At 64.3% G+C, this 23,317-nt stretch carries 27 protein-coding genes; 22 read left to right on the top strand and 5 right to left on the bottom strand.

Annotated elements, in window-relative coordinates; translation table 11 throughout:
- Window positions 1-76 precede the first annotated feature (76 nt).
- The 12 genes from ACIPZG_RS16510 to ACIPZG_RS16455 all read left to right on the top strand — a co-directional run bounded on the left by ACIPZG_RS16510 (window position 77) and on the right by ACIPZG_RS16455 (window position 11,987).
- Window positions 77-646, top strand: coding sequence for a YqgE/AlgH family protein (locus tag ACIPZG_RS16510; RefSeq protein ID WP_400715440.1), 570 nt, complete (start codon window positions 77-79; stop codon window positions 644-646).
- On the top strand, window positions 646-1,071 hold the full coding sequence (gene ruvX / locus ACIPZG_RS16505; RefSeq protein ID WP_008099990.1) for a Holliday junction resolvase RuvX: 426 nt from the start codon (window positions 646-648) through the stop codon (window positions 1,069-1,071). The genes ACIPZG_RS16510 and ruvX overlap by 1 nt, the downstream gene beginning before the upstream one ends.
- 49 nt (window positions 1,072-1,120) lie before the next feature.
- Window positions 1,121-1,639 (top strand): bifunctional pyr operon transcriptional regulator/uracil phosphoribosyltransferase PyrR, encoded by a 519-nt coding sequence (pyrR, locus tag ACIPZG_RS16500; protein WP_008099989.1) that lies wholly within the window; start codon window positions 1,121-1,123, stop codon window positions 1,637-1,639.
- Window positions 1,640-1,652: 13 nt separating this feature from the next.
- Window positions 1,653-2,657: an aspartate carbamoyltransferase catalytic subunit gene (locus ACIPZG_RS16495; RefSeq protein ID WP_008099987.1), complete on the top strand. Its 1,005-nt coding sequence runs from the start codon at window positions 1,653-1,655 to the stop codon at window positions 2,655-2,657.
- Complete coding sequence (locus ACIPZG_RS16490; RefSeq protein WP_400715438.1) at window positions 2,654-3,925, top strand: dihydroorotase; 1,272 nt, start codon at window positions 2,654-2,656, stop codon at window positions 3,923-3,925. Before ACIPZG_RS16495 ends, ACIPZG_RS16490 begins: the two co-directional genes overlap by 4 nt.
- Before the next feature lie 256 nt (window positions 3,926-4,181).
- Complete coding sequence (gene hslV, locus ACIPZG_RS16485; RefSeq protein ID WP_012312406.1) at window positions 4,182-4,712, top strand: ATP-dependent protease subunit HslV; 531 nt, start codon at window positions 4,182-4,184, stop codon at window positions 4,710-4,712.
- Between the two features lie 76 nt (window positions 4,713-4,788).
- Window positions 4,789-6,132: an ATP-dependent protease ATPase subunit HslU gene (gene hslU / locus ACIPZG_RS16480; RefSeq protein WP_008099980.1), complete on the top strand. Its 1,344-nt coding sequence runs from the start codon at window positions 4,789-4,791 to the stop codon at window positions 6,130-6,132.
- Between the two features lie 176 nt (window positions 6,133-6,308).
- Window positions 6,309-6,686, top strand: coding sequence for a gamma-butyrobetaine hydroxylase-like domain-containing protein (locus ACIPZG_RS16475; protein ID WP_400715436.1), 378 nt, complete (start codon window positions 6,309-6,311; stop codon window positions 6,684-6,686).
- Window positions 6,687-7,038: 352 nt separating this feature from the next.
- Window positions 7,039-8,718: a class II poly(R)-hydroxyalkanoic acid synthase gene (gene phaC / locus ACIPZG_RS16470; RefSeq protein WP_400715434.1), complete on the top strand. Its 1,680-nt coding sequence runs from the start codon at window positions 7,039-7,041 to the stop codon at window positions 8,716-8,718.
- 64 nt (window positions 8,719-8,782) lie between these two features.
- Window positions 8,783-9,634: a poly(3-hydroxyalkanoate) depolymerase gene (phaZ, locus tag ACIPZG_RS16465; RefSeq protein WP_008099974.1), complete on the top strand. Its 852-nt coding sequence runs from the start codon at window positions 8,783-8,785 to the stop codon at window positions 9,632-9,634.
- A gap of 42 nt (window positions 9,635-9,676) precedes the next feature.
- Window positions 9,677-11,359 (top strand): class II poly(R)-hydroxyalkanoic acid synthase, encoded by a 1,683-nt coding sequence (phaC, locus tag ACIPZG_RS16460; protein WP_400715432.1) that lies wholly within the window; start codon window positions 9,677-9,679, stop codon window positions 11,357-11,359.
- A gap of 13 nt (window positions 11,360-11,372) precedes the next feature.
- Window positions 11,373-11,987 carry a TetR/AcrR family transcriptional regulator gene (locus ACIPZG_RS16455; RefSeq protein WP_008099970.1) on the top strand — a complete coding sequence of 205 codons (615 nt, stop codon included), beginning with the start codon at window positions 11,373-11,375 and terminating at the stop codon, window positions 11,985-11,987.
- 193 nt (window positions 11,988-12,180) lie between these two features.
- Here ACIPZG_RS16455 and ACIPZG_RS16450 read toward each other — a convergent pair whose 3' ends face one another.
- The 3 genes from ACIPZG_RS16450 to ACIPZG_RS16440 form a co-directional block, all read right to left on the bottom strand.
- Window positions 12,181-12,912: a phasin family protein gene (locus tag ACIPZG_RS16450; RefSeq protein ID WP_400715430.1), complete on the bottom strand. Its 732-nt coding sequence runs from the start codon at window positions 12,910-12,912 to the stop codon at window positions 12,181-12,183.
- Between the two features lie 10 nt (window positions 12,913-12,922).
- Window positions 12,923-13,354 (bottom strand): phasin family protein, encoded by a 432-nt coding sequence (locus ACIPZG_RS16445; protein WP_400640248.1) that lies wholly within the window; start codon window positions 13,352-13,354, stop codon window positions 12,923-12,925.
- A gap of 106 nt (window positions 13,355-13,460) precedes the next feature.
- Window positions 13,461-13,736 (bottom strand): polyhydroxyalkanoic acid system family protein, encoded by a 276-nt coding sequence (locus ACIPZG_RS16440; protein WP_008096120.1) that lies wholly within the window; start codon window positions 13,734-13,736, stop codon window positions 13,461-13,463.
- A 124-nt stretch (window positions 13,737-13,860) separates the two neighbouring features.
- Here ACIPZG_RS16440 and ubiE point away from each other — a divergent pair, with 124 nt between their 5' ends.
- The 10 genes from ubiE to ACIPZG_RS16390 all read left to right on the top strand — a co-directional run bounded on the left by ubiE (window position 13,861) and on the right by ACIPZG_RS16390 (window position 21,498).
- Window positions 13,861-14,631: a bifunctional demethylmenaquinone methyltransferase/2-methoxy-6-polyprenyl-1,4-benzoquinol methylase UbiE gene (ubiE, locus tag ACIPZG_RS16435; RefSeq protein ID WP_008096122.1), complete on the top strand. Its 771-nt coding sequence runs from the start codon at window positions 13,861-13,863 to the stop codon at window positions 14,629-14,631.
- Window positions 14,631-15,254: an SCP2 domain-containing protein gene (locus tag ACIPZG_RS16430; protein WP_008096123.1), complete on the top strand. Its 624-nt coding sequence runs from the start codon at window positions 14,631-14,633 to the stop codon at window positions 15,252-15,254. Before ubiE ends, ACIPZG_RS16430 begins: the two co-directional genes overlap by 1 nt.
- Window positions 15,251-16,873, top strand: a complete 1,623-nt coding sequence (ubiB, locus tag ACIPZG_RS16425; RefSeq protein WP_400640247.1) for a ubiquinone biosynthesis regulatory protein kinase UbiB — start codon at window positions 15,251-15,253, stop codon at window positions 16,871-16,873. Before ACIPZG_RS16430 ends, ubiB begins: the two co-directional genes overlap by 4 nt.
- Window positions 16,874-16,946: 73 nt before the next feature.
- Window positions 16,947-17,339: a phosphoribosyl-AMP cyclohydrolase gene (hisI, locus tag ACIPZG_RS16420; protein WP_008096127.1), complete on the top strand. Its 393-nt coding sequence runs from the start codon at window positions 16,947-16,949 to the stop codon at window positions 17,337-17,339.
- A gap of 1 nt (window position 17,340) precedes the next feature.
- Window positions 17,341-17,676: a phosphoribosyl-ATP diphosphatase gene (locus tag ACIPZG_RS16415; protein WP_008096129.1), complete on the top strand. Its 336-nt coding sequence runs from the start codon at window positions 17,341-17,343 to the stop codon at window positions 17,674-17,676.
- A 25-nt stretch (window positions 17,677-17,701) separates the two neighbouring features.
- A complete protein-coding gene (locus tag ACIPZG_RS16410; protein WP_400715428.1) occupies window positions 17,702-17,989 on the top strand; it encodes a twin-arginine translocase TatA/TatE family subunit in 288 nt (95 codons plus the stop codon).
- A 3-nt stretch (window positions 17,990-17,992) separates the two neighbouring features.
- On the top strand, window positions 17,993-18,343 hold the full coding sequence (tatB, locus tag ACIPZG_RS16405; protein ID WP_008096133.1) for a Sec-independent protein translocase protein TatB: 351 nt from the start codon (window positions 17,993-17,995) through the stop codon (window positions 18,341-18,343).
- Window positions 18,340-19,131: a twin-arginine translocase subunit TatC gene (gene tatC / locus ACIPZG_RS16400; protein ID WP_008096135.1), complete on the top strand. Its 792-nt coding sequence runs from the start codon at window positions 18,340-18,342 to the stop codon at window positions 19,129-19,131. Before tatB ends, tatC begins: the two co-directional genes overlap by 4 nt.
- A complete protein-coding gene (locus tag ACIPZG_RS16395) occupies window positions 19,128-19,835 on the top strand; it encodes a 16S rRNA (uracil(1498)-N(3))-methyltransferase (RefSeq protein WP_400715426.1) in 708 nt (235 codons plus the stop codon). Before tatC ends, ACIPZG_RS16395 begins: the two co-directional genes overlap by 4 nt.
- A gap of 100 nt (window positions 19,836-19,935) precedes the next feature.
- Window positions 19,936-21,498, top strand: a complete 1,563-nt coding sequence (locus tag ACIPZG_RS16390) for a methyl-accepting chemotaxis protein (protein ID WP_400715424.1) — start codon at window positions 19,936-19,938, stop codon at window positions 21,496-21,498.
- Window positions 21,499-21,590: 92 nt separating this feature from the next.
- Here the strand turns inward: ACIPZG_RS16390 and ACIPZG_RS16385 are convergent, their stop codons facing one another.
- Window positions 21,591-22,325 carry an amino acid ABC transporter ATP-binding protein gene (locus ACIPZG_RS16385; RefSeq protein ID WP_400640421.1) on the bottom strand — a complete coding sequence of 245 codons (735 nt, stop codon included), beginning with the start codon at window positions 22,323-22,325 and terminating at the stop codon, window positions 21,591-21,593.
- A complete protein-coding gene (locus ACIPZG_RS16380) occupies window positions 22,318-23,280 on the bottom strand; it encodes an amino acid ABC transporter permease (protein WP_008096139.1) in 963 nt (320 codons plus the stop codon). The genes ACIPZG_RS16385 and ACIPZG_RS16380 overlap by 8 nt, the downstream gene beginning before the upstream one ends.
- Window positions 23,281-23,317: the final 37 nt, after the last annotated feature.

The following is a 23,317-nucleotide window of genomic DNA, read 5'->3' as shown; positions in this document are numbered from 1 at the left end:
ATGGGGCGCGAAGCGGCCCCCAAACTACCCCCACAGCACCTTGTCAGCCTCGCCACCTGGCGCCACACTATCCCCCATGAAAATCCTCGCCCCGAGCTATCTCAAGCATCAGTTCCTGATCGCCATGCCGCACATGGCCGATCCGAACTTCGCCCAGACCCTCACGTACATCGTCGAGCACAACGCCAATGGCGCCATGGGCCTGGTGGTCAATCGGCCCCAGGAGCTGAACCTGGCCGACATTCTGGAGCAGTTGCGCCCGGACGAGGAACCACCCGCCAGCACCCTGCAGGTGCCGATCTATCTGGGTGGCCCGGTGCAGACCGACCGCGGCTTCGTGCTGCACACCAGCGAATGCAGCTACCAGGCCACCGTCGAGCTGCAGGGCCTGTCGCTGTCGACCTCCCAGGACGTGCTGTTCGCCATCGCCGAAGGCGCAGGCCCGCAGAAAAGCCTGATCACCCTGGGCTACGCCGGCTGGGAAGCGGGCCAACTTGAAGCAGAGCTGGCCGACAACGCCTGGCTCAACTGCCCGTTCGACCCGGAAATCATCTTTGGCCTGGCCAGCGATCAACGCCTGGAAGCGGCGGCCGCCAGCCTGGGTATCAACCTCAGCCTGCTGACCAGCCAGGCGGGCCACGCCTGATGGCCGAGCTGCGCCTACTGCTGGGCTTCGACTACGGCAGCAAACAGATCGGTGTGGCCGTCGGCCAGGTGATCACCGGCCAGGCTCGCGAGCTGTGTACGCTGAAGGCACAGAACGGTGTACCGGACTGGGCCCAGGTGGAAAAACTGATCGCCGAATGGAAACCCGATGCCATCGTCGTCGGCCTGCCCCTGAACATGGACGGCACGCCCAGCGAGATGAGCGCCCGCGCCGAGAAGTTCGCCCGCCGCCTCAATGGCCGCTTCAACCTGCCGGTGCACACCCACGACGAGCGCCTGACCACCTTCGAGGCCAAGGGCGAACGCCTGGCCCGTGGCGGCCAGCGCGGCAGCTACCGTGACAACCCGGTCGATGCCATCGCCGCCGCCCTGCTGCTGCAAGGCTGGCTGGAGGCCAACACCTAAACGTTCCGCATCACCGTCGGGCCAACCCGGCGCCCTCAGGAGACACGCAATGAGCCTACCCAATCCCGCCGACCTGATCCGGCAGATGGCTGTCGACCTTCGCGCCCATCTGGCCCGCCGCGGCATCACCGAGCCACGCTTCATCGGCATCCGCACCGGCGGTGTCTGGGTAGCCCAGGCCCTGCAGGCGGAAATGGCCGATAGCAGCCCGCTGGGCACCCTTGACGTCTCCTTCTACCGCGACGACTTCAGCCAGAACGGCCTGCACCCGCAAGTACGCCCCTCGGAGCTGCCATTCGAAGTCGAAGGCCAGCACCTGGTGCTGATCGATGACGTGCTGATGAGCGGTCGCACCATCCGCGCCGCGCTCAACGAACTGTTCGACTACGGGCGCCCGGCCAGCGTAACGCTGGTCTGCCTGCTCGACCTGGATGCCGGCGAACTGCCGATCCGCCCCAACGTGCTGGGCGCCACGCTGTCGCTGGCCGCCCATGAACGGGTAAAATTGACCGGACCCGCACCGCTCGCCCTCGAGCGCCAGGACCTCGCCACCGCTTCCGCCCTTTAAGAGTCCCCTCGCGATGACGCCAATCGACGCCAAGCGCCCGCTGCAGCTCAATGACCAGGGCCAGCTGCGCCATTTCCTCTCGCTCGACGGTTTGCCCCGCGAACTGCTCACCGAGATCCTCGACACCGCCGACTCGTTCCTCGAAGTCGGCGCCCGGGCCGTGAAGAAAGTCCCGTTGCTGCGCGGCAAGACCGTGTGCAACGTGTTCTTCGAGAACTCGACCCGTACCCGCACCACCTTCGAACTGGCCGCCCAGCGCCTGTCGGCCGACGTGATCAGCCTGAACGTGTCGACGTCCTCGACCAGCAAGGGCGAGACCCTGTTCGACACCCTGCGCAACCTGGAAGCCATGGCCGCCGACATGTTCGTCGTGCGCCACTCCGACTCCGGTGCTGCGCACTTCATCGCCGAGCATGTGTGCCCGGACGTCGCGGTGATCAACGGCGGTGACGGCCGCCATGCGCACCCGACCCAAGGCATGCTGGACATGCTGACCATCCGCCGCCACAAAGGCAGCTTCGAAAACCTGTCGGTCGCGATCGTCGGCGATATCCTGCATTCGCGCGTGGCCCGTTCCGACATGCTGGCGCTCAAGGCGCTGGGTTGCCCGGACATCCGCGTGATCGGCCCGAAAACCCTGATTCCGATCGGTATCGAGCAATACGGCGTGAAGGTCTACACCGACCTCGCCGAAGGCCTGAAGGACGTCGACGTTGTGATCATGCTGCGCCTGCAGCGTGAGCGCATGGCCGGTGGCCTGCTGCCGAGCGAAGGCGAGTTCTACCGCCTGTTCGGCCTGACCACCGCGCGCCTGGCCGGCGCCAAGCCCGACGCCATCGTCATGCACCCTGGGCCGATCAACCGCGGCGTGGAGATCGAGTCGGCCGTGGCCGACGGCAAACACTCGGTGATCCTCAACCAGGTCACCTACGGCATCGCCGTGCGCATGGCCGTGCTGTCCATGGCCATGAGCGGACAGAACGCGCAACGTCAATTCGACCAGGAGAACGCCCAGTGACCCTCAGCATTCTTGGCGCCCGGGTCATCGACCCCAAGACCGGCCTGGACCAGATTACCGACCTGCACCTGGATGGCGGTCGCATTGCCGCCATCGGCGCGGCCCCGGCGGGTTTCAGTGCCAACCGCACGATCCAGGCCGACGGGCTGATCGCCGCGCCGGGCCTGGTCGACGTTGGCGTATCCCTGCGCGAGCCGGGCTACAGCCGCAAGGGCACCATTGCCAGCGAAACCCGTGCGGCCGTGGCCGGTGGCGTCACCAGCCTGTGCTGCCCACCGCAGACCAAACCGGTGCTGGACACCTCGGCCGTGGCCGAACTGATCCTCGACCGCGCCCGTGAAGCCGGCAACAGCAAGGTCTACCCGATCGGCGCCCTGACCAAGGGCCTGGAAGGCGAGCAGCTGGCTGAACTGGTGGCCCTGCGCGATACCGGCTGCGTGGCCTTCGGCAATGGCCTGAAGGAAATTCCCAACAACCGTACCCTGGCACGCGCCCTGGAATACGCCGCCACGTTCGATCTGACCGTGGTGTTCCACTCCCAGGACCGCGACCTGTCCCAGGGCGGCCTGGCCCACGAGGGAGCCATGGCCAGCTTCCTCGGCCTGCCTGGCATCCCCGAGACCGCCGAAACCGTGGCCCTGGCGCGCAACCTGCTGCTGGTCGAACAGAGCGGCGTGCGCGCCCACTTCAGCCAGATCACCAGCGCCCGAGGCGCACGGATGATTGCCCAGGCCCAGGAACTGGGGCTGCCGGTGACCGCCGATGTGGCCCTGTACCAGCTGATCCTCACCGACGAGTCGTTGCGAGAGTTCTCGAGCCTCTACCACGTGCAGCCGCCACTGCGTACCGCCGCCGACCGCGACGGCCTGCGCGAGGCGGTCAAGTCGGGCGTGATCCAGGCGATCTCCAGCCATCACCAGCCCCACGAGCGCGATGCCAAGCTGGCCCCGTTCGGCGCCACGGAACCCGGCATCAGCAGTGTCGAGCTGCTGCTGCCGCTGGCCATGACCCTGGTCGATGATGGCCTGCTCGACTTGCCGACGCTGCTGGCTCGTTTGACCAGTGGCCCGGCCGCGGCCCTGCGCCTGCCGGCGGGTGAGCTGAAGGTAGGTGGCGCGGCTGACCTGGTGCTGTTCGATGCCAAGGCCTCGACGGTGGCGGGCGAGCAGTGGTTGTCGCGCGGCGACAACTGCCCGTTCATCGGCCACTGCCTGCCGGGTGCGGTGCGTTATACCTTGGTCGATGGGCATGTTTGCCACGAGGGCTGAGTAGACACGCTTCTCGTTATGTAGGAGCGGCCTTGTGTCGCGAAAGGGCTGCGAAGCGGCCCCGGGATCTGCGCCTCCCGCACAGATTGCTGGGGCCGCTTTGCGGCCCTTTCGCGACGCAAGGCCGCTCCTACAACGGTTGTGCTCGACCTCAAGTAACAATCAACCATTCATCCCTCCCGGTTGAAATCCTTCCCCCCACCCCCATATGAGTCTGCATCAGGCATTTTCGCCCCGCTGCGTGGAGACTCTCCCCTTGACCACCATCGTTTCTGTCCGCCGTCACGGCAAAGTCGTCATGGGCGGCGACGGCCAGGTATCCCTCGGCAACACCGTCATGAAAGGCAACGCCAAGAAGGTCCGTCGCCTGTACAACGGTGAAGTCATTGCCGGTTTCGCCGGCGCCACTGCCGACGCGTTCACCCTGTTCGAGCGCTTCGAAGCGCAACTGCAGAAACACTCCGGCCACCTGGTGCGCGCCGCCGTCGAGCTGGCCAAGGAGTGGCGTACCGACCGTTCCCTGAGCCGCCTGGAAGCCATGCTGGCAGTCGCCAACAAGGACGCCTCCTTGATCATCACCGGCAACGGCGATGTGGTCGAGCCAGAAGACGGCCTGATCGCCATGGGTTCCGGTGGTGCCTACGCCCAGGCCGCAGCCCGCGCCCTGCTGAACAAGACTGATCTGTCGGCGCGTGAAATCGCCGAGACTGCCCTGAACATCGCGGGCGATATCTGCGTGTTCACCAACCACAACCTGACCATCGAGGAGCAGGACCTGGCCGAGTGACCAGCTGTTTTGGCGTCCCGCCCGCGGCGGGACTTTTCCACGCTGACACCACTCCGTCCAAGGACCATTTTTGATCATGTCCATGACCCCCCGCGAGATCGTCCACGAACTCAACCGCCACATCATCGGCCAGGACGACGCCAAGCGCGCCGTGGCCATTGCCCTGCGCAACCGCTGGCGGCGCATGCAGCTGCCTGCCGAGCTGCGTGTCGAGGTAACCCCGAAAAACATTCTGATGATCGGCCCCACCGGCGTCGGCAAGACCGAAATCGCCCGTCGCCTGGCCAAGCTGGCCAATGCGCCGTTCATCAAGGTCGAAGCGACCAAGTTCACCGAAGTGGGCTATGTCGGCCGCGATGTCGAATCGATCATCCGCGACCTGGCCGATGCCGCGATGAAGATGCTGCGTGAGCAGGAAATCGTCCGCGTGCGCCACCGCGCCGAAGATGCCGCCGAAGACCGTATTCTCGACGCCCTGCTGCCGCAGGCGCGGGTGACCAGCTTCAGCGAGGAAGCCGCGCAGACCAGCAGCGACTCCAACACCCGCCAGCTGTTCCGCAAGCGCCTGCGTGAAGGCCAGCTGGATGACAAGGAAATCGAGATCGAAGTCGCCGAGAACATGGGCGTCGAAATCGCCGCGCCACCCGGCATGGAAGAGATGACCAACCAGCTGCAGAGCCTGTTCGCCAACATGGGCAAGGGCAAGCGCAAGGCCCGCAAGCTCAAGGTCAAGGACGCGCTGAAGATGGTTCGCGACGAAGAAGCGAGCCGTCTGGTCAATGAGGAAGAGCTCAAGGCCAAGGCCCTGGAAGCTGTCGAGCAACACGGCATCGTGTTCATCGACGAAATCGACAAGGTGGCCAAGCGTGGCAACGTTGGCGGTGCCGATGTGTCCCGCGAAGGCGTGCAGCGCGACCTGCTGCCGCTGATCGAAGGCTGCACCGTCAACACCAAGCTGGGCATGGTCAAGACCGACCACATCCTGTTCATCGCCTCCGGTGCATTCCACCTGAGCAAGCCAAGCGACCTGGTGCCTGAGCTGCAGGGCCGTCTGCCGATCCGCGTCGAACTCAAGGCGCTGACCCCGGAAGACTTCGAGCGCATTCTGCAGGAGCCGCATGCTTCGCTGACCGAACAGTACCGCGAGCTGCTCAAGACCGAAGGGCTGAACATCGAGTTCCAGGCCGACGGTATCAAGCGCCTGGCCGAAATCGCCTACCAGGTCAACGAGAAGACCGAGAACATTGGTGCCCGCCGCCTGCACACCCTGCTGGAGCGACTGCTCGAAGAGGTGTCGTTCAGTGCCGGTGACCTGGCCAGTGCCCATGATGAAACGCCGATTCAGATCGATGCGGCTTATGTGAACGGCCACCTCGGTGAGCTGGCGCAGAACGAAGACCTGTCGCGTTACATCCTGTAAGACCGTAGGGGGCCGCTTTGCGGCCCAATCGCCGGCAAGCCGGCTCCCACATTGGCTGCTGCGCTGCAGAACCCTGTGGGAGCCGGCTTGCCGGCGATTGGGCTGCGCAGCAGCCCCTTGCGCATTAACCCGAATCGCTCGAAGCTTGCACAATCAGCTCCCGAGAGATTCAGACCATGGCCCGCCTGCCCACCGCCATCAATTTGCACAAAGCTTCTAAAACCCTCAGCCTCACCTACGCCCCCGGCGAGGTCTACCACCTGCCCGCCGAATTCCTCCGCGTGCACTCCCCCTCCGCCGAGGTCCAGGGCCACGGCAATCCCATCCTGCAATTCGGCAAGATCAACGTCGGCCTTGCCGGCCTGGAACCTGCCGGCCAATACGCACTAAAACTGATCTTCGACGACGGCCATGACAGTGGTTTGTTCACCTGGGAGTACCTGGAACAGCTGTGCCTGCGACAGCAACAGCTCTGGGACGAGTATCTCGACGAGCTGCACAAGGCCGGCAAATCCCGCGACCCCGCCGAAGCCGTCGTAAAGCTGATGCTCTAGCTCGGGCCTCTCAGCGTTTAGAGCGCATTTTCTAATCTCATCTGTTTGAATGCCCTATAGACAGCTCGAAAATGGGCTGTCTTGCGCATTACTTGAAAGTCGGGTAACCAATGGTGCTGGCAAGTTCCCTGCATCGTTATCAAGGCAATCAGGGCATGGCCGGTTTGTACAAGTCGCGAGCGAAAGCAGGCAGTCTTCACACGCAGATTCCCCCGCAGCTCATCGCCGAATGCATCCGGCCCGCAGCACCGCTGTTTCTTATCACTGGTCACCCGAGTAGCAGTACCGGGCTGTCGACTGTGCATGTGCCACAGCAAACCGGTACTCGTCTCAGGACAACGGAGCGTCGTAGATGAGTAGCAAGAACAACGATGAGTTGCAGCGGCAAGCCTCGGATAACACCTTGGGGCTTAACCCAGTCATCGGCATTCGCCGCAAGGACCTGCTGAGCTCAGCGCGGACCGTACTGCGACAGGCCATGCGCCAGCCGCTGCACAGTGCCAAGCACGTGGCGCACTTCGGCCTGGAGCTGAAGAACGTGCTGCTGGGCAAATCCACCCTGGCCCCCGCAAGCGAGGATCGTCGCTTCAACGACCCAGCCTGGAGCAAGAACCCGCTTTACCGCCGCTACCTGCAGACCTACCTGGCCTGGCGCCATGAGCTGCAGGACTGGATCGGCAACAGCGACCTGTCGCCACAGGACATCAGCCGCGGCCAGTTCGTCATCAACCTGCTCACCGAAGCCATGGCACCGACCAACACCCTGTCCAACCCGGCAGCGGTCAAGCGCTTCTTCGAAACCGGCGGCAAGAGCCTGCTCGACGGCCTGTCCAACCTGGCCAAGGACCTGGTCAACAACGGCGGCATGCCCAGCCAGGTCAACATGGAAGCCTTCGAAGTGGGCAAGAACCTCGGCACCACGGAAGGTGCCGTGGTGTACCGCAACGATGTGCTGGAACTGATCCAGTACAGCCCCATCACCGAACAGGTGCATGCCCGCCCGCTGCTGGTGGTTCCACCCCAGATCAACAAGTTCTACGTCTTCGACCTGAGCCCGGAGAAAAGCCTGGCGCGCTTCGCCCTGCGCTCGCAGCAGCAGACTTTCATCATCAGCTGGCGCAACCCGACCAAGGCCCAGCGCGAATGGGGCCTGTCGACCTACATCGATGCGCTCAAGGAAGCGGTCGACGCAGTGCTGGCGATCACCGGCAGCAAAGACCTGAACATCCTCGGCGCCTGCTCCGGCGGCATCACCTGCACAGCGCTGGCCGGCCACTACGCCGCCCTGGGCGAAAACAAGGTCAACACCCTGACCCTGCTGGTCAGCGTGCTCGACACCACCATGAACACCGATGTCTCTCTGTTCGTCGACGAGCAGACCCTCGAGTCGGCCAAGCGCCACTCCTACCAGGCCGGCGTGCTCGAAGGCAGCGACATGGCCAGGGTATTCGCCTGGATGCGCCCCAACGACCTGATCTGGAACTACTGGGTCAACAACTACCTGCTTGGCAATGAGCCACCGGTGTTCGATATCCTGTTCTGGAACAACGACACCACGCGCTTGCCAGCCGCCTTCCACGGCGACCTGATCGAGCTGTTCAAGAACAACCCACTGACCCGCGCCAATGCCCTGGAAGTGTGCGGCACCGCCATCGACCTGCAGAACGTCAAGTGCGACATCTTCAGCGTGGCCGGCACCACCGACCACATCACCCCCTGGCAATCGTGCTACCGCTCGGCGCACCTGTTCGGTGGCAAGATCGAATTCGTGCTGTCCAACAGCGGCCACATCCAGAGCATCCTCAACCCACCCGGCAACCCCAAGGCACGTTACATGACCGGTGCCGACCGCCCGGGCGATCCCGTCGCCTGGCAGGAAAACGCCGACAAGCACGCCGATTCCTGGTGGCTGCACTGGCAAAACTGGCTGGGCGAACGTGCTGGCGACTTGAAAAAAGCGCCGACCCGCCTGGGCAACCGCGCCTACGCCGCAGGCGAGGCCGCGCCGGGAACCTACGTTCACGAACGTTGAGTTGTAACGCCGTGGCCGCCCAACGGCGCGCCACGGTGCTTATGGACATCACAGAGCCACGCGCATGCCGCAACCCTACAAATTCAGGACCGTCGAGCTGGGTGATCAATCCATCCGCACCGCCGTGCGGCCGGGCAAGCCGCACCTGACACCCTTGCTGATCTTCAACGGCATCGGCGCCAACCTGGAGCTGGTGTTTCCGTTCATCGAAGCGCTGGACCCGGACCTGGAAGTGATTGCCTTCGATGTACCAGGCGTGGGCGGCTCTTCGACCCCGCGCCACCCCTATCGCTTCCCCGGTCTGGCCAAGCTGACCGCGCGCATGCTCGACTACCTGGACTACGGCCAGGTCAACGTCATCGGTGTTTCCTGGGGCGGCGCCCTGGCCCAGCAGTTCGCCCATGACTACCCCGAGCGCTGCAAGAAGCTGGTGCTGGCGGCCACGGCGGCCGGCGCGGTGATGGTGCCGGGCAAGCCCAAGGTGCTGTGGCTGATGGCCAGCCCCAGGCGCTATATCCAGCCGTCCCATGTCATCCGCATCGCTCCGCTGATCTATGGCGGTGGCTTTCGCCGCGACCCGGAGCTTGCCATGCACCACGCGGCCAAGGTGCGCTCCGGCGGCAAGCTGGGCTACTACTGGCAACTGTTCGCGGGCCTGGGCTGGACCAGCATCCACTGGCTGCACAGGATCCAGCAGCCCACGCTGGTGCTGGCCGGCGACGACGACCCGCTGATCCCGCTGATCAACATGCGCCTGCTGGCCTGGCGAATTCCCAATGCCCAGCTACACATTATCGACGACGGCCACCTGTTCCTGATCACCCGGGCCGAGGCCGTCGCGCCGATCATCATGAAGTTTCTCCAGGAAGAACGTCAGCGCGCGGTCATGCATCCGCGCCCCGCCTCCGGCGGTTGATAGTCGCTGCCCGCGAATCTGGTAAGACGAGGGAGTGTTGCCATGAAAGAAAAACCGGACCGAGGAACGACAACGCTTCCCGCCACCAGCATGAACGTGCAGAACGCCATTCTCGGCCTGCGCGGCCGCGACCTGATATCGACACTGCGCAGTGTCGGCCGCCAGAGCCTGCGCAATCCGCTGCTCACGGCGCGGCATCTGCTGGCCCTGAGTGGTCAGCTCGGTCGCGTGATGCTGGGTGACACACCCTATCAACCGAACCCACGTGACAGCCGCTTCGACGACCCTACGTGGAGCCAGAACCCGTTCTACCGGCGCAGCCTGCAGGCGTACATGGCCTGGCAGAAGCAGACCCGCCTGTGGATCGAGGACAGCCACCTGAAGGATGACGACCGGGCACGCGCGCACTTCCTGTTCAACCTGATCAACGATGCCTTGGCGCCCAGCAACTCGCTGCTCAACCCGCTGGCAGTCAAGGAGCTGTTCAACACCGGAGGGCAGAGCCTGGTGCGTGGGGTGGCCCACCTGCTCGACGATTTGCGACACAACGACGGCCTGCCGCGTCAAGTCGATGAAGGCGCCTTCGAGGTTGGCGGCAATCTGGCAGCCACCCCTGGCGCTGTGGTGTTTCGCAACGAGCTGCTGGAACTGATCCAGTACAAGCCGATGAGCGAAAAGCAGCACGCCCGGCCCTTGCTGGTGGTGCCGCCGCAAATCAACAAGTTCTATATCTTCGACATGCAGCCGACCAACAGCTTCGTCCAGTACATGCTCAAGAACGGCTTGCAGGTGTTCATGGTCAGCTGGCGCAACCCGGACCCACGCCACCGCGAATGGGGTTTGTCGAGCTATGTGGAGGCCCTGGAAGAGGCACTCAACGCCTGCCGCAGCATCAGCGGCAACCGCGACCCCAACCTGATGGGCGCCTGTGCGGGCGGCCTGACCATGGCCGCGCTGCAAGGACACCTGCAGGCCAAGCACCAGCTGCGCCGGGTGCGCAGTGCCACCTACCTGGTGAGCCTGCTCGACAGTCAGTTCGAAAGCCCTGCCAGCCTGTTCGCCGACGAGCAGACCATCGAAGCCGCCAAGCGCCGCTCCTATCAGCGCGGGGTGCTCGATGGCGCCGAGGTGGCGCGGATCTTCGCCTGGATGCGGCCCAACGACCTGATCTGGAACTACTGGGTCAACAACTACCTGCTGGGCAAGACGCCACCGGCGTTCGACATCCTCTACTGGAATGCCGACAGCACACGCCTGCCGGCCGCCCTGCATGGCGATCTGCTGGATTTCTTCAAGCACAACCCGCTGGCCCACCCGACCGGACTGGAAGTGTGCGGCACGCCCATCGACCTCAAGCAGGTCGACCTGGACAGCTTCACCGTGGCCGGCAGCAACGACCACATCACGCCGTGGGATGCGGTGTACCGCTCGGCCTTGCTGCTGGGCGGCGAGCGGCGTTTCGTGCTGTCCAACAGCGGCCACATCCAGAGCATCATCAACCCGCCCGGCAACCCCAAGTCCTATTACCTGGACAACCCCAAGCTGTCGGGCGACCCCCGTGCCTGGTTCTACGATGCCAAGCGCAGCGACGGCAGCTGGTGGCCCTTGTGGCTGGAGTGGATCACGCCGCGCTCCGGCCCGCTCAAGGCGCCGCGCCTGGAGCTGGGCAACGCAACCTATCCACCGCTGGGCCCCGCGCCAGGCACCTACGTCCTGACTCGATGAGCACCACGCCCGGATGAAAACCCGCGACCGTATCCTTGAATGTGCCCTGCAGTTGTTCAACCAGCAGGGCGAACCCAATGTCTCGACCCTTGAGATTGCCAACGAACTGGGGATCAGCCCTGGCAACCTCTACTACCACTTCCACGGCAAGGAGCCGCTGGTAAACGGCCTGTTCGAGCGTTTCGAAGAATCGCTCATGCCATTGCTCGACCCGCCCCTGGGGGTGCGCCTGAGTGCCGAAGATTACTGGCTGTTCCTGCACCTGATCGTCGAGCACATGGCGCAGTACCGCTTCCTGTTCCAGGACTTGTCGAACCTCACCGGGCGCTTGCCCAAGCTGGCCCGAGGCATGCGCAGCCTGATCAATGGGCTCAAGCGTACCTTGGCGGCGTTGCTGGCCAGCCTCAAGGCCCAGGGGCAGGTGGTCAGCGAAACGCAGGCATTGGGACAGCTTGTGGAACAGATCACCCTGACGCTGATGTTCTCGCTGGACTATCAACGCGTGCTGGGGCGTGAGGCCGATGTGGGGGTCGTGGTGTATCAGGTGATGATGCTGGTGGCGCCGCATCTGCAGGAAAAGCCGAGGGAGGCGGCGCAGGCGTTGGCGCAGCGGTATCTGGAGGGTTAGGTATTCAAGTTTCAGGGGGGCTGCGGCCGGCCCCATCGCCGGCAAGCCGGCTCCCACAGGAATCGCGTCAACGTTTAGAAATTGAGCAAGACAGTTGCTCCCACAGGTACTGCGCTGACATTGAAGCCAGCGCAGTACTTGTGGGAGCCGGCTTGTCGTGGCGACGAACCGCGGCGATGGGCGCGACGCGGTATCAGATCAGCGTGGCCGTAACCGGTGCCGAAGGTGCGCTGCTGACCGGAGCCGCGCTTGGCGCCGGTGCTGCGGTAGCAGCCGGGGCGGCGCTGGCGGCAGGCGCTGCCGGTTTGGCCGCTGCAGGTTTGGCTGCAGCAGGCTTGGCCGGAGCTTTCTTCACCGCAGGCTTCTTCGCTGCAGCAGGCTTGGCAGCGGCAGGCTTGGCTGCCGGTTTCGCCGCAGCGGTTTTAGCCGCAGGCTTGGCGGCTGCCTTGGCCAGTGGCTTGGCTGCCGCTTTGCTGGCTGCAGGCTTGGCCGCGGCAGCGCGCGAAGAAACCGGCGTAACCGAAGCGCCGGTCAGCTTCTCGATCTGCTTGGTCAGGCTGTCGACCTGCTGGTGCAGGGCCTTGATCTCGTTGCGGCTTGGCACGCCAAGGCGCGAGATGGCGCTGTTCAGGCGCTTGTCGAAGGCTTCTTCGAGCTCGCTCCACTTGCCCAGGGCACGGTCCTTCACGCCGGACACACGCGAAGTGGTCGAGGACTTGGCATTTTCCGCCACGTCTTCAGCCGTTTTCTTCGCTTGCTTCTCGGCCTTCTCGCCGTCCTTCACCAACGAGTCGAACAGCTTCGGGCCGTCCTGGTCGACCTTGGAATAGATACCCAGCCCCGCCAGCCAGATCTTGCGCGAGTACTTCTCGATCCCGCCGATCCAGGAGCTGCTTTCTTTGTCGGAATTCTTCTTGCCAGCCATCCTGCTCTCCTTATGGTTTGTGCGCGACACGCTCAAGCAGCTCATGCAGCTGTTCAAGCTTGATGGACAACGCTTCAACGTCATGTTTAGACGGAATGCCGAGGCGATTCAAGGCGCGACCGACCCGTGCGTCGAAAGCCTTTTCGATCTTGTCGAGTTGGATCTCGACCTTGCCACGTACACGGCTGACTTCCTGGGTGACTTCCTCGGTGGCTTCGTCGATCTGGTTGTTGGCGGCATCGAGGTCCTGTTCGATGCGCTTCTTGCCGCGCTTCTCGACACCTTCACCGGCTTTTACCAGCTCCTGGAAATACTCGGAGCCTTCGTGGCCGACGCGAGCATACGCGCCAATACCGGCCAGCCAGATCTTGCGCGCATAACCGCGCACTTCGCCCAACGTACTCTGGGCATCATCCTTTTTCTTCACATTCACTTTGGCCATGCTCTGTACCTCATGCTCATGAGTGGAGGGAGGGACCGCCCATGGAGGTTGGGCTTAGAGCATAAGGTAGAGAGGCAAATTAGAATCTTCACCCTAAGGTGACGGCTCAGGCCAGGGCTTTGTCCAGGGCACGTTCGATTTCGCCCTTGATGGTGCCGCTCATCATCGACAGCATCATGCCCAGCTTCAGTTCGACGCGAATGCTGTCATCGAAGATCTGCACGCTGCCATTGGCGCCACTGCGCGTCACGTCGACGCGGTCACCGCTCCAGGTGGCCTTGAGGTCGTATTCGCGGGTCAGTTTGTCCACCAGCGCCTCGGCCTTGGCACGGGCGGCTTCGCGGCCGAGGGTGTGTTTGCGTTCGACGCTGATCTGGGTCATGCGGGCAATCCTGGGTATGTAGACATAATTGGCATTATGCCCGCCCCTGCCCTACGGCACACCCCGCCAAGACAAATCCGCCCGTTCGCCCTAGAATGGCGGTAATTTTTTCCGGTGAAGCGATATGAACGACCAGCGCAAAGGCGACCACGCCGAACCCACCACGCATTTTGGCTACAAGGACGTACCCGAGAGCCAGAAGGCGAAGAAAGTCGCCGAAGTCTTCCACTCGGTGGCCGCCAAGTATGACCTGATGAATGACGTGCTTTCCGGCGGCATGCACCGCCTGTGGAAGCGCTTCACCATCGAGCTGTCGGGCGTGCGCGCCGGCAATCGGGTACTGGACATCGCCGGCGGCACAGGCGACCTGGCCGCCAAGTTCTCGCGCCTGGTCGGCCCGACCGGGCAAGTGGTGCTGGCCGACATCAACGAATCGATGCTCAAGGTCGGCCGTGACCGCCTGCTCGACCGTGGCGTGGCCGGCAACATCGAGTTCGTCCAGGCCGATGCCGAGAAGCTGCCGTTCCCCGACAACCACTTCGACTGCGTGACCATCGCCTTCGGCCTGCGCAACGTCACCCACAAGGACGAAGCCATCCGTTCGATGCTGCGCGTGCTCAAGCCGGGCGGCCGCCTGCTGGTGCTGGAGTTCTCCAAGCCGACCAACAAGCTGATGTCCAAGGCCTACGACGCCTACTCGTTCGCCTTCATGCCACTGGCCGGCAAGCTGATCACCAACGACTCGGAAAGCTACCGTTACCTCGCCGAGTCGATCCGCATGCACCCTGACCAGGAAACCCTCAAGGCCATGATGGTCGATGCCGGCTTCGACCGCGTCACCTACCACAACATGACCAGCGGCATCGTCGCCGTGCACCGGGGAATCAAGCCCTGATGCTGCTGGCAGGGCTGCTCGCCAGCGTCGAACATGGCCTGAACCGCGTCCTGCGCATGGACAGCACGGCGCTGCCGCGTCTGGCTGCGCTGGAAGGCAAGGTCATCGAGATCGATTGCCGCCAGCCGGCCCTGCAGGTATTCATCCTGCCCGATGAAGAGGGCCTGATGCTCGCCGCCCACTGGCAGGGTGAAGTCGACTGCAGCCTGCGCGCCCCTGCCGGCAGCTTGCTGCAACTGGCTGTGGCCAAGGACAAGACCGGTGTACTGCACACCCCGCAGGTCGAGCTGCATGGCGACAGCGCGGTGCTGCTCGACCTGTTCGGCGTGCTGCAGGACCTGGAGCTGGATTGGGAGCACGAGCTGCAGCGCTGGCTCGGCCCGGTCGCCACGGCGCTGCTCGCCGGCCACGTGCGCCTGCGTGCACGCTGGACCCGCCAGGGCCTGGCGCGCTTTCAGCAGAACCTGTCCGAATACCTGGCCGAAGAATCGCGCACCCTGGTGGGCAAGCGCGAAGCCGAAGCCGCCTTCAGCGAACTCGACAGCCTGAAGGTCGATATAGAACGCCTCGAGGCGCGCCTGCAGCGCCTCTCCCGATCCCTTGATACCAGCGATAACGCATGAAGCTGCTCGCCGTCCGCCGTCTTTTCCGCATCCAGCGCGTGGTGATCCGCTACCGTCTCGATGACCTGCTATTCGAACTGCCGCTGCCCTGGTGGCTGATGAGCCTGCGCCTGCTCATGCCCTGGCGCTGGCTGCCGCGCAAGCCCTCCGAGCTCAGCCGGGGTGAGCGCCTGCGCCTGGCCCTGCAGGATCTGGGGCCGATCTTCATCAAGTTCGGCCAGTTGCTGTCGACCCGCCGCGACCTGCTGCCCACCGACATCGCCGACGAGCTGATGCGGCTGCAGGACCGCGTGCCACCGTTCGACCCGCAAAAGGCCGTGGCGCTGATCGAGTCGCAGCTTGGCGCCAAGGTCGGCGAAGTGTTCAGCCGCTTCGACGTCGAGCCTCTGGCCTCGGCCTCGGTGGCCCAGGTGCATGCCGCGCGCCTCAAGAGCGGCGAAGAGGTGGTGGTCAAGGTGGTGCGCCCGGGCTTGAAGCCGGTGATCGCCCAGGACCTGGCCTGGTTGTTCCTGATCGCCAAGGCCGCCGAACGGGCCTCGGCCGATGCCCGCCGCCTGCACCCGGTGGAAATCGTCGGCGACTACGAAAAGACCATCTACGACGAACTCGACCTGCTCCGCGAGGCGGCCAACGCCAGCCAGCTGCGACGCAATTTCGAAGGTTCGGAGCTGATGTACGTGCCGCAAGTGTACTGGGACCACTGCCGTCCCAAGGTGCTGGTGATGGAGCGCATCTACGGCGTGCCGGTCACCGACATGGCGACCCTGGCCGACCAGCGCACCGACATGAAGCTGCTGGCCGAGCGCGGTGTGGAAGTGTTCTTCACCCAGGTGTTCCGCGACAGCTTCTTCCACGCCGACATGCACCCCGGCAACATCTTCGTCAGCACCGTCAAGCCGTGGAGCCCGCAGTACATCGCCATCGACTGCGGCATCGTCGGCAGCCTCACCGCCGAAGACCAGGACTACCTGGCGCGCAACCTGATTGCCTTCTTCAAACGTGACTACCGCCGCGTCGCCCAGTTGCACATCGACTCGGGCTGGGTACCGGCGCATACCAAGGTCAACGAGTTCGAAGCGGCGATCCGCACCGTGTGCGAGCCGATCTTCGAAAAACCGTTGAAGGACATCTCCTTCGGCCAGGTGCTGATGCGCCTGTTCCAGACCGCTCGGCGCTTCAACATGGAGGTTCAGCCGCAGTTGGTGCTGCTGCAGAAGACCCTGCTCAACATCGAAGGCCTGGGCCGTCAGCTGTACCCCGACCTCGACCTGTGGAGCACCGCCAAGCCCTTCCTGGAACGCTGGATGCGCGATCGCATGAGCCCCAAGGCCGTGCTCGGCAACATCTACAGCCAGGCCGAACAGTTGCCGCACCTGGCCGGCATGACCCGCGACCTGCTCGAACGCCTGTCGCAACCGCACCTGCAAGACCTGCCACTGCCGGAGCGGCGTCGCAACCAGGGCGACCGTTGGGCGCTGCGCCTGCTCGGCGCCGGCCTGCTCGGTGGCGGTGCGGTGCTGGCCGCGGGGGCCGCCGAAGCCGCCAGCCTGGCCGCCCCCGCCGCTTGGCCGGCGTGGCTGATGCTGGCCGCCGGCCTGTACCTGATCGTGCGCCAATAGCCAGCCGCGCTGCTGGCTGGCACACTAGCGCAAAGGGCCCGACACAGAAGCGGGCCCGGTTTTGGAGTCGACGATGAAAGACTGGCTGGACGAGATCAAGTGGAACAGCGACGGCCTGGTGCCGGCGATCGCCCAGGACCACAAGACCGGACGCGTACTGATGATGGCCTGGATGAACCGCGAGTCGCTGGCGTTGACCGCCGCCGAGCAACGCGCCATCTACTGGTCGCGTTCGCGTGGCAAGCTGTGGCGCAAGGGCGAGGAATCGGGGCATGTGCAGAAACTGCACGAAATGCGCCTGGACTGCGATGCCGATGTGATCATCCTCTGCGTCGAGCAACTCGGCCATATCGCCTGCCATACCGGCCGTGAAAGCTGTTTCTACCGCGTCTTCGAAGACGGCCAGTGGAAAACCGTCGACCCGGTGTTGAAAGACCCGGATGCCATCTATAGCGCAGGACACTGACATGAGCGACACCCTCAACCGCCTGGCCGAAGTACTCGAAGCGCGCAAGCACGCAGCGCCCGACAGCTCCTACGTGGCCAGCCTGCACCACAAGGGCTTGAACAAGATCCTCGAGAAGCTCGGCGAAGAGTCGGTCGAGACCATCATCGCCGCCAAGGATGCCGCGGTCAGCCAGGATTACAGCGATGTCATCTACGAAACCGCCGACCTGTGGTTTCATAGCCTGGTCATGCTCAGCGCGCTGGGCCAGCATCCACAAGCCGTACTCGATGAACTGGAGCGCCGTTTCGGCCTCTCCGGGCATGATGAAAAGGCCGCCCGTCAGCCGTCGGCCTGACCGAATAGCATTCTAGGAGAGCACCATGGGTATTTTTGACTGGAAACACTGGATCGTCCTGCTGGTTGTCGTGGTCCTGGTCTTCGGCACCAAGAAACTGAAGAACCTCGGCGGCGACCTGGGCGAATCGATCAAGGGCTTCCGCAAGGCCATGAACGACGAAGAAACCAAGCCGGCCGAGCAGACCCCGCCGCCTGCGCAGCCGATTCCGCCGGTACAGACCACCCAGCAGCAAGCCGCAGCGCCGCAAGCGCAAGGCCAGACCATCGAGGGCCAGGCCCAGCCGGTCCAAGAGCCGCAGCGGAAAGACTGAGCCATGTTCGGCATCAGCTTCAGCGAACTGCTGCTCGTCGGCCTGGTAGCCCTGCTGGTGCTCGGCCCCGAGCGCCTGCCTGGCGCCGCGCGTACCGCGGGGCTGTGGATCGGCCGGTTGAAACGCAGCTTCAATGCGATCAAGACGGAGGTCGAGCGCGAAATCGGCGCCGACGACATCCGCCGCCAGCTCCACAACGAGCACATCCTGCAGATGGAGCAGGAAGCCAAGCGCATCCTCAACCCGCTGACGCCGCCTGCCCAGCCGCCTGCCACCGCGCCCACGTCAGCAACCGCAGCGCCTGCGGCGACGCCTGAACAGCCCGATCAGCCTCAACCGCCGCGAGCCCCATGAGCGAAATTCCGCAAGACGACCAGCCCATGCCGCTGGTCTCGCACCTGACCGAACTGCGCACCCGCCTGCTGCGCTGCGTGGCTGCCATCTTCCTGATCTTCGCCGGGCTGTTCTCCTTCGCCCAGCAGATCTACACCCTGGTCTCGGCCCCCCTGCGCGCGCACTTGCCGGCCAACGCGACGATGATCGCCACCGACGTGGCCTCGCCGTTCCTGACGCCGTTCAAGCTGACCATGATCGTTTCGCTGTTCCTGGCCATCCCGTTCATCCTGCAGCAGATCTGGGGTTTCATCGCGCCGGGGCTGTACCGCCACGAAAAGCGCATCGCCATCCCGCTGCTGGTGTCGAGCATCCTGTTGTTCTACGCCGGCATGGCGTTCGCCTATTTCCTGGTGTTCCCGCTGATGTTCAGCTTCTTCGCCGCCGCCACCCCGGAAGGCGTGTCGATGATGACCGACATCGCCAGCTACCTCGACTTCGTCATGACCCTGTTCTTCGCCTTCGGCGTCGCCTTCGAAATCCCGGTGGCGGTGGTGCTGCTGGTGTGGATCGGCGTGGTCGATGTGCAGTACCTGAGGAAGATGCGCCCCTACGTGATCATCGGCTGCTTCGTGGTCGGCATGATCCTTACCCCGCCGGACATCTTCTCCCAGACCTTGCTCGCCGTGCCCATGTGGCTGCTGTTCGAGGTCGGCGTGCTGTGTGGCGGCCTGATCCGCAAGCGCAGCCATGACGCCGATGAAGCCACCGACGACCACAACGACCAGCCACCTGCGACCCAACCGTGAACCTGTTGCTCCTCGAAGAGGCCGACTTCGTGTCGGCCGACCGCGTCGTCCTCGCTGATCGGCGCTTTACCCACATGCAGGAAATCCACCGCGTGGCGGTGGGTGACACGTTGCGGGTGGGCCGCATCAATGGCCTGATGGGCAGCGCCACCGTGGTGCGCCTGGAACAGCACGAAGCCGAGCTTGCAGTCGCCTTCGACCAACAGCCACCGGCCAAGCTGCCGCTGACCCTGGTGCTGGCCGTGCCGCGCCCGAAGATGTTGCGCCGGCTGTTCCAGACCGTAGCCACCCTGGGCGTGCCACGGCTGATCCTGGTCAACAGCTACAAGGTCGAGAAGAGCTTCTGGCAGACCCCGTTCCTGCAGCCGGAAGCGATTCGCGAAAACCTCATCCTCGGCCTCGAACAGGCCCGTGACACGGTGCTGCCCGAGGTGATCATCGAGAAGCGCTTCAAACCGTTCGTCGAAGACCGCCTACCGGCTATCGCCGAAGACAGCCTCGGCCTGGTCGCTCACCCAGGCCCCTACCCCGCCTGCCCGCGTGCCGTCGATGGCCCGGTAACGCTGGCCATCGGCCCTGAAGGCGGCTGGATCCCCTACGAAGTCGAGCTGCTGGGCAAGGCAGGTCTTGCGCCTGTGCAGTTGGGCGATCGCATCCTGCGGGTGGAAACCGCAGTCACCGCGTTGCTCTCGCGGATTTTCTGACAGACGGGTCAACTTTCCCCCATCAAGTTTCCCCGGCCCGAGCCGATGGCCTTGGCAACACAGCAAAATTCCGTGCTGCCAAGTTGCCGGGGAGTCGACAATGTACCAATGGGTATCCCAATCGCTGGGTAATGTGAGCGTCAATCGCAAACTGGGGCTGGGTTTCGGCCTGGTGCTACTGCTGACCCTGGCCATCACCTTGACCGGGTGGATGGGCATGGACAGCATCATCAACCGCGGTGACAAGCTGGGCAACATCTCGGTCATCCAGCAATACACCCAGGACCTGCGCATCGCCCGGCAGCACTATGAGCGCAAGCAGGACCCCGCCTCGATCAGCGAGTTGGAGCAGGTCCTGGGCAACCTCGAACGGCAAGTGCAACTGATGCTCGGCCAGATCGAGCAGCCCGCCGATCATCAACGCCTGCAACAGCAGCTCGAAGCCGTGCGCCTCTACCGTCAAGCCTTCAGCGAGCTGAAGCAGGGCCGCATCGAAGCCGCGCTGCAGGGTATGGCCGAGCAAGGTACCGTGCTGCTGCAGACCAGCCAGGCCATGACCGCTTCGCAAACCCAGGTGCGTGACGAAGGTGCCCGCCAGGCCAAGGCCATGCTCGCCGGCGCCACGGCACTGGCCATGTTCCTCGGCCTGCTCGCGGCCTGGGCTATCACCCGGCAGATCATCATTCCCCTGCGCCAGATCCTGGCCGCTGCCGAGCGTGTGGCCAACGGCGACCTGCGCCAGGACCTGCCGACCACCCGCCGCGACGAGCTGGGCCAGCTGCAGGCAAGCATGCAACGCATGACCCAGGGCCTGCGCGAGCTGATCGGCGGCATCGGCGACGGCGTCACCCAGATCGCCAGCGCTGCCGAAGAACTGTCGGCGGTCACCGAGCAGACCAGTGCCGGGGTCAACAACCAGAAGGTCGAGACCGACCAGGTGGCCACGGCGATGAACGAAATGGCCGCCACCGTGCATGAGGTGGCGCGCAACGCCGAACAGGCCTCCGAGGCGGCGCTGATGGCCGACCAGCAGGCCCGTGAAGGTGATCGCGTGGTCGGCGAGGCGGTGGCGCAGATCGAGCGCCTGGCCAACGAGGTGGTCAACTCCAGCGAAGCGATGAACCAGCTCAAGGCCGAGAGCGACAAGATCGGCAGTGTGCTCGATGTGATCAAGTCGGTGGCTCAGCAAACCAACCTGCTGGCCCTCAATGCCGCTATCGAGGCGGCCCGTGCCGGCGAGGCAGGCCGCGGCTTCGCCGTCGTGGCCGATGAGGTGCGCAGCCTGGCCCAGCGCACCCAGCAGTCCACCGAAGAAATCGAGGAGCTGATTGCCGGCCTGCAGAGCGGTACCCAGCGCGTGGCCAGCGTGATGGACGCCAGCCGCCAGCTCACCGACAGCAGCGTCGAGCTGACCCGCCGCGCAGGGACTTCGCTGGATACCATTACCCGCACGGTGTCGTCGATCCAGGCGATGAACCAGCAGATCGCCACGGCGGCGGAGCAGCAGAGCGCCACGGCTGAGGAGATCAACCGTAGTGTGATGAATGTGCGGGATATCTCCGACCAGACGTCGGCGGCGAGCGAGGAGACGGCCAGCTCCAGCATCGAGCTGGCGCGGCTGGGGACGCATTTGCAGGGGCTGGTGGGGCGGTTCAGGCTCTGAGATTTTGGGGCCGCTTTGCGGCCCATCGCGGATGAATCCGCTCCTACAGGGTTCATGTAGGAGCGGATTCATCCGCGACAAGGCTGGCGCGGTTACAGCACCTGACGCAGGAAAGCCTGGGCCCGCGGATCTCTAGGCGAATCGAAGAACGCCACCGGCGCCGAATCTTCCAGCAGCTTGCCGTGATCGAAGAACAGCACACGGTCCGCCACTTCCCGGGCAAAGCCCATTTCGTGGGTCACGCAGACCATGGTCATGCCTTCCTGGGCCAGGGTCTTCATCACATCCAGCACCTCGCCGACCATCTCCGGGTCGAGCGCCGAGGTCGGCTCGTCGAACAGCATCACCTTCGGGTCCATGGCCAGGGCACGGGCGATCGCCACCCGCTGCTGCTGGCCGCCGGACAGGCGCGACGGGTATTCATTGGCCTTCTGCGAAATACCCACCTTCTCCAGCAACGCACGGGCCTTGGCCTCGCGGTCGGCCTTGCTGCGCTTGCGCACGACCTTCTGCGCCAGGCACAGGTTCTCCAGCACGGTCATGTGCGGGAACAGGTTGAAGTGCTGGAACACCATGCCGACTTCACGGCGGTAGGCGTTGATGTCGGTCTTCGGGTCGTCCAGGCGCAGGCCGTCGATGGCCACATGGCCCTCGTCGAAATGCTCCAGACCGTTGAGGCAGCGCAGGAAGGTCGACTTGCCCGAACCGGACGGGCCGAGCACCACCACCACTTCGCCCTTGGCCACCTGCGTGGTGACGTTATCCACCGCGCGCACCACATGGCCACGGGTGTCGAAGACTTTCAGCAGGTCACGGACTTCAATCACTTTGCGCAAGCCTCCGCTCGAGCCGGCTGGCCATGTGCGACAGCGGCAGGTTGATCAGCAGGTACAGGCCTGCCACGCAGAACCAGATCTCGAAGGTCGAGAACGAGGTGGTGATGGCCTCGCGGCCACTCTTGGTCAGTTCGGTAATGGCGATCACCGACACCAGCGAAGTGTCCTTGACCAGGCTGATGAACTGCCCGGCCAGCGGCGGCAGCACACGCTTGAACGCCTGGGGCAGGATCACATGGCGCATCGACTGACCGGCATTCAGGCCCAGGGAACGAGCAGCCTCGTTCTGGCCCTTGGCAATCGACTGCACACCGGCACGCACGATTTCCGCCACGTAGGCACCGGTGAACAGCGCCAGCGCCGCCACGCCGGCAAACTCGCGGGAGAGGTTGAGCACGGTGCCGATGAAGAAGTAGAAGATGAAGATCTGCACCAGCAACGGCGTGCCACGCACCAGCTCGACATACACCGTCGACAGGTCGCGCAGTGTCGGGTTGTTGGACAGCCGGCACAACCCGGCGAACAGCCCGATCACCAGGCCCAGCGCCCCGGAAACCACCGAGATCCACAAGGTCGTCCACAGGCCCCACGCCAGCGGCCCGGCAGCCCAGTGGCGGGTCACGCCGACCTGGTCGCCTTCGGAGACGTCGTCGCCGCGGCTCAGCTGCAGGCTGTCCTTGGCAACGTCGAGTACTTGCTCATCGCCGTTTTCGTCCTTCAGCGTGACACGCGCGTTGTCACCGGAAACGACGATGTCCTGCACGGTGCCGTAACCGGCCGCACGCTGCGCTTCCTCGGCCTTGTAGGCGAAGTATTGCGGCACGCGGTTCCAGCGCCACTCGTAGGAAATCATCGAAGTGGCCATGTACAGGCTGAATGCCAGGCCCACCAGAACCAGCGCGGTCAGCGCGTGCCAGGGCCACTGGGCTTTCTTGTGTTTGATCACGTGGGTACTTCCGTAAATGCGAACGCGCAGGGTTTGC

The sequence above is a fragment of the Pseudomonas sp. NPDC089395 genome (assembly GCF_044749525.1).
Taxonomy (GTDB): Bacteria; Pseudomonadota; Gammaproteobacteria; order Pseudomonadales; family Pseudomonadaceae; genus Aquipseudomonas.
This window is presented reverse-complemented; position numbering and strand designations above follow the sequence as displayed.

Bases quoted from the DNA above. Each gene is read 5' to 3' on its own strand.
- ACIPZG_RS16510 (WP_400715440.1), top strand. From the start codon at position 77: ATGAAAATCCTCGCCCCGAGCTATCTCAAGCATCAGTTCCTGATCGCC.
- ruvX (WP_008099990.1), top strand. From the start codon at position 646: ATGGCCGAGCTGCGCCTACTGCTGGGCTTCGACTACGGCAGCAAACAG.
- pyrR (WP_008099989.1), top strand. From the start codon at position 1,121: ATGAGCCTACCCAATCCCGCCGACCTGATCCGGCAGATGGCTGTCGAC.
- ACIPZG_RS16495 (WP_008099987.1), top strand. From the start codon at position 1,653: ATGACGCCAATCGACGCCAAGCGCCCGCTGCAGCTCAATGACCAGGGC.
- hslU (WP_008099980.1), top strand. From the start codon at position 4,789: ATGTCCATGACCCCCCGCGAGATCGTCCACGAACTCAACCGCCACATC.
- ACIPZG_RS16475 (WP_400715436.1), top strand. From the start codon at position 6,309: ATGGCCCGCCTGCCCACCGCCATCAATTTGCACAAAGCTTCTAAAACC.
- phaC (WP_400715434.1), top strand. From the start codon at position 7,039: ATGAGTAGCAAGAACAACGATGAGTTGCAGCGGCAAGCCTCGGATAAC.
- phaZ (WP_008099974.1), top strand. From the start codon at position 8,783: ATGCCGCAACCCTACAAATTCAGGACCGTCGAGCTGGGTGATCAATCC.
- phaC (WP_400715432.1), top strand. From the start codon at position 9,677: ATGAAAGAAAAACCGGACCGAGGAACGACAACGCTTCCCGCCACCAGC.
- ACIPZG_RS16455 (WP_008099970.1), top strand. From the start codon at position 11,373: ATGAAAACCCGCGACCGTATCCTTGAATGTGCCCTGCAGTTGTTCAAC.
- ACIPZG_RS16450 (WP_400715430.1), bottom strand. From the start codon at position 12,912: ATGGCTGGCAAGAAGAATTCCGACAAAGAAAGCAGCTCCTGGATCGGC.
- ACIPZG_RS16445 (WP_400640248.1), bottom strand. From the start codon at position 13,354: ATGGCCAAAGTGAATGTGAAGAAAAAGGATGATGCCCAGAGTACGTTG.
- ACIPZG_RS16440 (WP_008096120.1), bottom strand. From the start codon at position 13,736: ATGACCCAGATCAGCGTCGAACGCAAACACACCCTCGGCCGCGAAGCC.
- ubiE (WP_008096122.1), top strand. From the start codon at position 13,861: ATGAACGACCAGCGCAAAGGCGACCACGCCGAACCCACCACGCATTTT.
- ACIPZG_RS16430 (WP_008096123.1), top strand. From the start codon at position 14,631: ATGCTGCTGGCAGGGCTGCTCGCCAGCGTCGAACATGGCCTGAACCGC.
- ubiB (WP_400640247.1), top strand. From the start codon at position 15,251: ATGAAGCTGCTCGCCGTCCGCCGTCTTTTCCGCATCCAGCGCGTGGTG.
- hisI (WP_008096127.1), top strand. From the start codon at position 16,947: ATGAAAGACTGGCTGGACGAGATCAAGTGGAACAGCGACGGCCTGGTG.
- ACIPZG_RS16415 (WP_008096129.1), top strand. From the start codon at position 17,341: ATGAGCGACACCCTCAACCGCCTGGCCGAAGTACTCGAAGCGCGCAAG.
- ACIPZG_RS16410 (WP_400715428.1), top strand. From the start codon at position 17,702: ATGGGTATTTTTGACTGGAAACACTGGATCGTCCTGCTGGTTGTCGTG.
- tatB (WP_008096133.1), top strand. From the start codon at position 17,993: ATGTTCGGCATCAGCTTCAGCGAACTGCTGCTCGTCGGCCTGGTAGCC.
- tatC (WP_008096135.1), top strand. From the start codon at position 18,340: ATGAGCGAAATTCCGCAAGACGACCAGCCCATGCCGCTGGTCTCGCAC.
- ACIPZG_RS16390 (WP_400715424.1), top strand. From the start codon at position 19,936: ATGTACCAATGGGTATCCCAATCGCTGGGTAATGTGAGCGTCAATCGC.